We start from the raw sequence: 9964 nt of genomic DNA on the forward strand, positions 1-9964 counted from the left end.
ATGAGTGTTAAAAAATATACAGCAGCAGCTGGTGGTTGGGGTTCACTTGCAAGTACAGCCAAACATTTATTACACAGTGAGAACGTAGCAAAAAACGTTTTGAATTTACTCAAAACCAATCAAGATCATGGTTTCGATTGTCCTGGGTGCGCTTGGGGTGAAGAAGGTAAAAAAGAACGTTTTCGCTTTTGTGAAAATGGCGCAAAAGCCGTTAACTGGGAAGCAACTTCTCGCCGTTTAACACCTGAATTCTTTGCGAATAATAGTGTGTCTGCCTTACGTAAACAAAGTGATTATTATTTAGAAGATCAAGGGCGTCTTTCAGACCCTATGCTGTACCAATCAGAAACAGATTGCTATGTACCCATTAGCTGGGATGATGCTTTTTCATTGATTGCACAGCACCTAAATGGCTTAGAAAACCCTAATCAAGCAGAGTTTTATACCTCTGGCAGAGCAAGTAACGAAGCTGCCTTTTTATATCAGCTAATGGTTAGAAAGTTTGGTACTAATAACTTTCCTGACTGCTCAAATATGTGCCACGAAGCCAGTGGTTATGCATTAAAACAAGGTATTGGTGTAGGTAAAGGTACAGTAACACTAGAAGACTTTGACCATGCCGATGCCATTTTTGTGTTTGGTCAAAACCCAGGGACCAACCATCCTCGTATGCTACATACATTAAGCCATGCTGCACAACGTGGCGCAAGTATTGTGACCTTTAATACATTAAGAGAGCGTGGTTTAGAACGCTTTGCTAATCCTCAATCACCAGCGCATATGGTGCTTGGTGGTGAAACGAAGCTGACCAGTCAATATTATACGCCTAATTTAGGCGGTGATATGGCTGCCGTGCGCGGCATAGTTAAAGTCTTGTTAAAGCGTCATAACCAAGCACTAGAAAATGGTGATCATGTATTCAATGTTAAATTTATTGAACAGCATACTAGCGGTTTAGATGCCTACTTAGAACAAGTAGATGCAACGCCTTGGTCATTAATTACTGAGCAATCAGGTTTATCTAAAAAGCAGATAAAATCAGCGGCAGATATTTACCAACAAGCAAAACGTGTTATTTTTACTTGGGCAATGGGAATTACTCAACATAAGCACTCAGTGCCTACGATCTATGAAATGACCAATCTACAATTGTTGTTTGGCAACATTGGTAAAAAAGGCGCGGGTTTATGTCCTGTACGTGGTCACTCTAATGTGCAAGGTGATCGCACCATGGGCATCGATGAAAAACCTAATGCCACATTGCTTAATAACATAGAAAAAACCTTTAACTTTACGCCTCCCGCGGAGCATGGGCACAATGCCGTACAAGCCGTGGAAGCGATGTTACGTGGCGACAGCAAAGTGTTTATCGGGTTAGGTGGGAACTTTGTGGCGGCAATGCCGGATTCTGAGATCACGCGCCAAGCAATGAGTCGCTGTGATTTAACCGTTAATATTGCGACTAAACTTAATCGAACTCATTTATACCCAGGCAAGTCAGCGTTGATTTTACCTTGTTTAGGCCGAACTGATATCGATTTACAGGCGGGGGAATCTCAAAAAATCACAGTGGAAGATTCATTTTCCATGGTGCACAGTTCGCAAGGTGTAATAAAAAGTGACACCAGACAAATGCGTTCTGAGCCTGCGATTATTGCGGGCATAGCGCAAGCCACATTGGGTAGCTCTCCAATCAATTGGTTAGATACGGTTCAAAACTATGATCTTATTCGTGATTATATTAGTCAAACTATTCCCGGCTTTAGCGACATGAACCAACGTTTGCAAGCACCAGGTGGGTTCTATTTAGGTAATGCTGCTGGGCGAAGAGAATGGAATACGAGCGATCAAAAAGCACAATTTCATAGTGCACCTTTACCCGATGCAATTATTTCAGCCTCGCAACGAGCGTTAACTAAAAACCGTATTTTTGTTTTACAAACACTGCGTTCTCACGACCAATACAACACAACTATTTATGGTTTCACAGATAGATACCGTGGTTTAAGTGGTGATCGTAATATTATTCTTCTTAACGAAAATGACATAACCGCATTAGGATTAAAAACCGGTGATAAAGTCGATATTGAAGCGCTCTGGGGAGATGAAGTCGTGAGAGAAGTGACTAATTTCACTTTGCTTGCCTATGATATTCCGACGGGTAATGCTGCCGCTTATTATCCAGAAGCGAATCCTTTAGTGGCGCTGGCTAACTATGGTGATTTTACCTTCACACCTAACTCAAAATCGATTGCGATAGTGATCACCGCAGCTAAAAATCCGCTACCAGAGCGTATTGTATAAACTGTTTTTCCCTGTATTGAGAGGGTGATAAAACAACAAAAGGTTATTAGCAATACGTTAATAACCTTTTTAGTACTAACTTATCTATTAGTCCTAGTACTTAGCATTCATCTATTAGCCCTAGCATTTGACGCTTAAACATAACCTTGACGCTTTCATTCGTGTAATGCTTACTTTACCCTTTGTCCTAATTAAGAGAGAGTATTGTGCGCAATTGTTTATTTCTAGATCCGCATAATAAGTGTAATTATTATCTTTATTCAACATAAATTAATTAGCATTACTTTTATTCAAGTTCATGTTCGCTATATTTCACACTATTTGCTCTATGCAATAGCGCAAAGATTGCGTAAAATGCGCATCATAAATTGACTTACACTATAATTCCTACCAGGAGATGCACATGTTTAACCGAGATATGAATATTGCTGATTACGATCCAGAACTATGGAAATCAATGACTGATGAAGTACAACGCCAAGAAGATCACATCGAGCTTATTGCGTCTGAAAACTACACTAGTCCACGTGTTATGGAAGCACAAGGTAGTCAATTAACAAATAAATACGCAGAAGGTTACCCTGGTAAGCGTTACTACGGTGGTTGTGAATATGTTGACGTTGCTGAATCTTTAGCAATTGAACGTGCTAAATCTTTATTTGGTGCAGACTACGCAAACGTACAACCACATGCTGGTTCTCAAGCAAACAGTGCTGTTTACGCTGCATTATGTGCTCCTGGTGATACGGTTTTAGGTATGAGCCTTGCTCACGGTGGTCACTTAACACACGGTGCATCAGTTAGCTTCTCTGGTAAAGTTTACAACGCTGTTCAATACGGTATCAACCCAGACACAGGTGTTTTAGATTACGCTGAAGTTGAGCGTCTAGCAATTGAGCACAAACCAACAATGATTGTTGCTGGTTTCTCTGCATACTCAGGTATCGTAGATTGGGCTAAATTCCGTGAAATCGCTGACAAAGTAGGTGCTTACCTGTTTGTTGATATGGCACACGTTGCTGGTTTAGTGGCTGCGGGTCTTTACCCTAACCCTGTACCATTTGCTGACGTTGTAACAACGACTACACATAAAACATTAGGCGGTCCACGTGGCGGTCTTATCCTTGCTAAAGCGAACCCAGCACTTGAGAAAAAATTAAACTCAGCTGTATTCCCTGGCGGTCAAGGTGGTCCATTAATGCACGTTATTGCTGCTAAAGCAGTAGCATTTAAAGAATGTGCTGAACCTGCGTTTAAAGAATACCAACAAAACGTATTAGACAACGCTAAAGCAATGGTTAAAGTATTCCAAGAACGCGGTTACAAAATCGTTTCTAACGGCACTGAAAACCACCTTTTCCTAGTTGACTTGATTGCTCAAGACATCACAGGTAAAGAAGCTGATGCAGCGCTAGGTCTTGCTCACATCACAGTGAACATGAACTCAGTACCAAACGATCCACGTTCTCCATTTGTTACATCTGGCCTTCGTATCGGTACTCCTGCATTCACTCGTCGTGGTGCAAACACTGCTGACGCTGCTGAATTAGCGGCTTGGATTTGTGACGTACTTGATGCGATTAAAGATGAAGAAAAACTAGCAGCAACAATCGAAGCTGTTAAAGTGAAAGTCGCTAAATTCTGTAGTGCACACCCTGTTTACGCGTAAACTCGATGCTTATCTGAATCACTTTATTGGTTAGACTGTAAAAATAACCGATAAACGACTTTTAAAATCCGTACTTGTTAAACAAGTGCGGATTTTTTTATTGTATTTTTAGTATCGTTTAGCTGAATGTTGAGGTTTAGTTGGACGTCGAAGGAACTTACTTATTCATTTCTATTGTTTACTGTTCAATAATAGGGCTGTTATTTATAAGACAAAAACACAACATAAAGTAACAGTTGCACTAAATTATATTTAATTTCATAAATAGTTATCAATTACATTTTATAAATAAAAAATCTGCTTAACAAAACAAGTAATTTTTTTGTTATTTTTAAAAAAAAACTTGCTTGCTCCTATTATCGAATCTATATTTATCAAATATTTACATATAAAAATAACTCTTAATAGGGAGAGGTGTTTTTGAAGTGTTAAAATACAATTAATAAGTCTCTGTTTTTTTATTTTTTTGATGTTTTTATATAGGTGATTTAAATCTATTTAATCGATAAAAGGTTAGCTTTTTTCAAGGTTAACGGTTTTATTAATCATATTACAATAATAAATCATAGTGATTAAACTGCTTAAAATAGGTTGTTTTCTCTAAGGCTTTCAAATAATAAAGTTAATTCACCCGTTTAAGCTACTTAGATTTAAAATAAGTAAGTGGATAAGCAAAATTATATTTTAATAAATTAGAGAATGTAGAGAAAATAGATTGACTAAACTTGTAACGACAACCGTGTTTTCAAATGAGGCTTCACATTGGCTAGACTGGCAATGTAGCATGATCTCAAATGTTAAATGTGGAAGCATATTTCTAACCAAGACAGACCAAGAAGATCTGCAAAGTATCGCCCTTTGGCCTAATGCTGATTCTTTCTCTTCAACACTTACCAATATTGCAGTAAATACTATTAAGAGTGCTACAGGAGGAGTCAATAAAGCGCTTGATGATAGTTCACAACTTATTGATTATATTTCTAATCCACTAGTCCAGCAAGGGCAAGTTGTGGGTGTTGTTGTTCTCGCTGTTGCTGTTCGGTCAGAGCAGCAATGCCAAGCTGTATTGCAATTATTACAATGGGGTAGTGTTTTCCTAGAAAAAATGTTGGAACGTAAAAGTGAACGACAGGATAGCGACGCAACACTTGCTTTAAATGCTGTTGCATTACTTGCTGTAAATGAACCTTTGCCGGTAAGCAGTTACCATTTTTGTAATTTTATTGCGGAACATTTTGACTGTGCCAGAGTAGAACTCGGCTTGGTTAAAGGCTTACAAGTGCAAGTACTAAGCGTATCACATCAACTTCATTTCGACCGTCGTATTGAGCGTATTAGACAAGTTGAATTTGCGATGGAGGAGTGTGTCGAACAGAATGAAAATATTATTATTCAAGCTAATTCAAAACAAACAACCTCAGTCATTCATAAACATACCCAGCAGCTACTCAATGATCAAAATGGCGCAGTTTGTTCGATTATTTTACGTGATGATGTAAGCCCGATAGGGGTATTAACACTCGTTTCTCAGAAGAGTAATCGCTTTAACGCCGAAGCGATTAAAAGACTTGTTACTATTGCTGATAGTATCGCGCCAGTGGTTCGTTTACATACTAATAATTCGTTACCGATTTGGAAAAAAGCGGCGAATAATATTAAACAGCAACTAAATCGATTAATCGGTCCTGGGTACTTTCGTACTAAAGTGATCACGCTTACAAGTATCATTCTGATAGGGCTGTTAACACTGTTGCAAACGGATCATATTATTACTGCGCCAGCTTCGGTGGAAGGAAAAGTACAACAGTCGATTGTTGCTCCTTTCAGCAGTTATATTGCAACCGCTAAGGTGAGAGCGGGTGATTTGGTAGAAAAAAATCAAGTGCTGGCAACTTTAGACGATAGAGATTTACAGCTTGAATATGATAAGTGGTCTAGCGAACGAGACAAACAAGCGAAAGAATACCATCAGGCTTTAGCACAACGAGACCGTGCTCAAATCAGCATATTGAAAGCTAGCATCGCACAAACTGATGCGCAATTGGAGAGTATTGAGGAGCGATTGCTGCATACTCAATTAAAGGCACCATTTAGTGGTTTATTAGTTAGTGGAGACTGGAGCCAATCGCTTGGCGCACCGATTGAGCGCGGACAATTACTTTTTGAGGTAATACCGGCTAAAAATTACCGTGTAACACTACAAGTAGATGAGCATGATGTTGCTAATCTGATGTTGGGACAAAATGCAAATTTACGTTTAACAGGTTTATCTGATCAATTAATTAAATTACGCATCTCACAGATCTTTCCCATCGCCTCAGTGACGCAGGGTAGCAATAATTTTCGAGTAGAGTCTGACATCATCGACTCCACCGAAGGTTTGCGTCCTGGTATGCAGGGAACCGCAAAGATAGTCGTTGGTCGTGGGAGTTTATTAAGTGTTTGGACTGATTCGCTCGTTTCTCGATTACGCCTTTGGGCTTGGTCTTTGGGTTTCTAAGCGATGAATAAACAACAGCAAACTTCATCCCTTTGGCAACATGTAGCAGAATTACGCCCTTATCTGCGTAAGCACGTAGAAATTCTTGTGCAGGATTATCGAGGGGAACGTTGGTACCTTCTGCATGATCAATCAGGTGGTAAATTTACCCGATTTAATGCCACTGCCTATGAAGTGATTGGCAGATTAAATGGTGATTTCTCAATGCAGGAAATCATGTACTTGGTTAATAAAAACCGAGAAATTGATGAATTACTTGAAATTGAAGATATATTAAATATTTTGGCACAATTACAACGTGCCGAAGTATTACGTAACGGCCTTCCTGTTGGTAAGCAAGAGGTGCTAAACCGCTATTATCAAACCCGACATTCAAAGCGTTCAGTGATAAGTAACCCACTGGCGATTCGAATTCCATTGTTTGATCCTGATCGACTGTTGAACTACTTAGCCCCCTTAGCAAGGTTTGTTTTTTCAGTAAAAGGGCTTTGGATTTGGCTGATAACAATCGTTATTGCACTTGTTTTAGTGGTAGTCAATATGCAATCGATCGTAGCGGCAGTTGCAGATAAAAGTCTCAGCCCCTCGGAGTTAATCGCCTTTTGGTTGATCTACCCCGTGATTAAAATATTGCATGAGTTAGGCCATGGTATGGCGGTTAAAGCGGGTGGGGGCGAGTCCCATGATACCGGTATTACACTGCTATTATTTATGCCCGTACCCTATATTAATGCATCTGCATCTTGGGCATTTCGCGATAAACGCCGTCGTGCGATAGTTGCCGCTGCGGGCATATTGGTTGAATTGTTTTTAGCAGCATTAGGGTTATTTGTTTGGCTGCTTAGCGAACCCGGCCTTGTTCATGAAATAGCCTTCAATACAATGCTTATTAGTGGTGTATCTTCACTGTTATTTAACGGTAATCCACTATTACGTTATGACGGTTATTATGTGCTTTCCGACCTCATTGAAATTCCAAACTTAGCCTCCCGTGCAAGCCAGTTTTATCTCTACTTAATGCAGAAATATGCACTTGGAATAAAGGGATTACGCTCACCTGTTACCGCGCATGGTGAGTCAGCTTGGTTCCTTTTTTATGGTTTAGCATCACCACTTTATCGCTTGATAGTGTTGATAGGTATTGCCCTGTACTTACCCAGTGAATTTTTTATTATCGGTGTTATTTTAGCGAGCTGGGCGATATTCAAGCAAATACTTAAACCGATATTACAAACATTGTATTTTCTGCTGACTAGCCCTCGTCTTGAGGCGCGTCGTCTACGTGCTATATCGACCATTGGGTTAATTATTATTGTATGTGCAGGTTTAGTACAAATACCCGTGTCACTCACCACTCAAGCGCAAGGGATTATCTGGTTCGATGATAATGGTAAGATCCTAAGCCCTTCTAATAGCTTTGTTGAATCGGTTGTGGTCAATTCAGGCACTGAGGTTCAAGCAGGAGAGCTACTTATAATACTAAAAGATCAATCATTGTTGACAGAACGTACTATATTAGAAGCTCGACTAAGAGAATTGAGCACAAAACAGATCTCTGAGAGAAATAACAGTCGGGTTCGTGGTGCGATGGTTGCAGATGACATTAAAGCAGTTACTGCAGAATTAAATAAAGTCAGCGAACAGGTAAGCTCATTAAAGATAATAAGCCCAGTTAAAGGTCGTTTTATCTTACATGATCCGCATCAGCTAAGAGGTGAATTTGTCAATCAGGGCGACATATTAGGCTACGTTATTCAAGATCAACAACCGATTGTACGTGCTGTAGTAAAACAAGAATATGCAGATTTATTACATTCAAAACCTGATTCCATTGAGGTCAAACTGCCCGGACAAATGACTGACTCTATTCAAGGGATATTAATACGCGAAGTCCCTGCTGGTGGTTCATCACTGCCTAGTATTGCGCTTGGTGCACTCGGAGGTGGTGAAATTAGTGTCGACATGCGAGACGAGACAGGCTTAACGGCCACTGAAAATGTTTTTCAGTTAGATATTGCACTACCTGAAGGGACAAAAGTGACAGGTATTGGTGAGCGAGCTTATATACGCTTTAACCATGGTTCAGAATCTTTGTGGGGGCAATGGATGAGGGGCCTACAACGATTATTTTTAAGATATTTACTACCCTTAACGGCCTAAACACATTACATACAATGTTTTGGTGGATAGGTCGAACAAGTTCAAGTGCTGAACATGAACAATACCATGCTCAGGTTCTGCACAATAAACCTTAACAATTCTTTGAATTAAAAAGGTTATTTTATTTTTAATATACGTAAAGTTGAAATATAGATTTCAACTATTTGTTACTTTTTAGCTGTTTATATCAGATCTCAACATGGCCGATGAAGGCCAGTGAGCAACAGCGTAATATCATATAAAAATGTGAGAATATTTATGAGTCGCATGAGACTTCAACATGGCTTTTTACTATTAATTTTACAGATTACTTGGTTACCTGCCTTAGTGGTAGCGCAAGAAACAGATCCCTTACTCAATGATCTAGAGCTTTTAGATTGTGTTATCGACCCCAGTGAGACAGCTGATCTAGGTAGCCATATTCCAGGTGTATTACAATCAGTCAACGTTGACCGCGGCGATTTTGTTAAAGCAGGAGACGTGATAGCAGTACTTGAATCAAAAGTCGATATGGCATCACTTGAACTCGCTCGTACACGTGTCTCATTGACAGCTGAAATTGAATTACGACGTGCCAATGCAGAGTTTGGCGAACGACAAAGCAAGCGTATTGAAGATCTGTATAAACGCTCAATGATATCGAGCAAAGAGATGGATCAAACGCAAACCGAAACTAAATTGACTCAACTACAACTCAATCAGGCACTTGATAATCAAAAGCTAGCTGAACTGGAATATGCACGCGCAAAGGAAGTCGTGGATCGCCATACTATTCGTAGCCCAATAACTGGTTTCATCATGGACCGCTTTAAAACACTAGGTGAATATGTTGACGATCAACCTATTGTTCGTATCGCACAACTCTCTCCTTTAAATGTTGAAGTCATTATTCCAGTAGAGCAAATGGGCAAAGTAGAAAAAGGAATGTTAGCAGACGTAAGGTCAGATGCGGTCGATCAAACATGGCAAGCAACCGTTAGCCGTATTGATCGCGTTGCCGATGTCGCCAGTGGCACTTACGGCGTTCGTCTTACATTAGATAACCCAGATTATGAAATCCCTGCGGGTCTGCGCTGTAAAGTTAGTTTTATATCGCAAGATAACGCAACGGAAACTCAAACTGCTAGCGTCACTCAATCTACTCATCACTCTACCGAACAAGTGTCGGTTTCTCATGATCTAGTCGCAGAAGAGGAGCACTCTTTTGTTGACCATCATTAAACACAGAGAAGAGTATATTGCGAATCTAATGCCTTTATTACTAACGGGTTTCAAAGGCTATACAAAATACGCTTTTCAGTGGAATCAACCTTATTCACTGTCTTACTTAA

The 9964-nt window shown here is 39.8% G+C and carries 5 protein-coding genes; all 5 read left to right on the forward strand.

Annotation, left to right across the window (positions count from 1 at the left end; genetic code table 11):
- On the forward strand, window positions 1-2304 hold the full coding sequence (locus tag MT390_RS15360; RefSeq protein WP_499442027.1) for an FdhF/YdeP family oxidoreductase: 2304 nt from the start codon (window positions 1-3) through the stop codon (window positions 2302-2304).
- Window positions 2305-2707: 403 nt separating this feature from the next.
- On the forward strand, window positions 2708-3973 hold the full coding sequence (gene glyA / locus MT390_RS15365) for a serine hydroxymethyltransferase (RefSeq protein ID WP_166372694.1): 1266 nt from the start codon (window positions 2708-2710) through the stop codon (window positions 3971-3973).
- A gap of 715 nt (window positions 3974-4688) precedes the next feature.
- On the forward strand, window positions 4689-6473 hold the full coding sequence (locus MT390_RS15370; RefSeq protein ID WP_499442028.1) for an efflux RND transporter periplasmic adaptor subunit: 1785 nt from the start codon (window positions 4689-4691) through the stop codon (window positions 6471-6473).
- Window positions 6474-6476: 3 nt separating this feature from the next.
- Window positions 6477-8633 (forward strand): hypothetical protein, encoded by a 2157-nt coding sequence (locus tag MT390_RS15375; RefSeq protein ID WP_499442029.1) that lies wholly within the window; start codon window positions 6477-6479, stop codon window positions 8631-8633.
- A 267-nt stretch (window positions 8634-8900) separates the two neighbouring features.
- On the forward strand, window positions 8901-9854 hold the full coding sequence (locus tag MT390_RS15380) for an efflux RND transporter periplasmic adaptor subunit (protein WP_499442030.1): 954 nt from the start codon (window positions 8901-8903) through the stop codon (window positions 9852-9854).
- Window positions 9855-9964 lie beyond the last annotated feature (110 nt).

It is taken from the genome of Vibrio sp. 2-Bac 85, assembly GCF_037546705.1.
Taxonomy (GTDB): domain Bacteria; phylum Pseudomonadota; class Gammaproteobacteria; order Enterobacterales; family Psychromonadaceae; genus Psychromonas.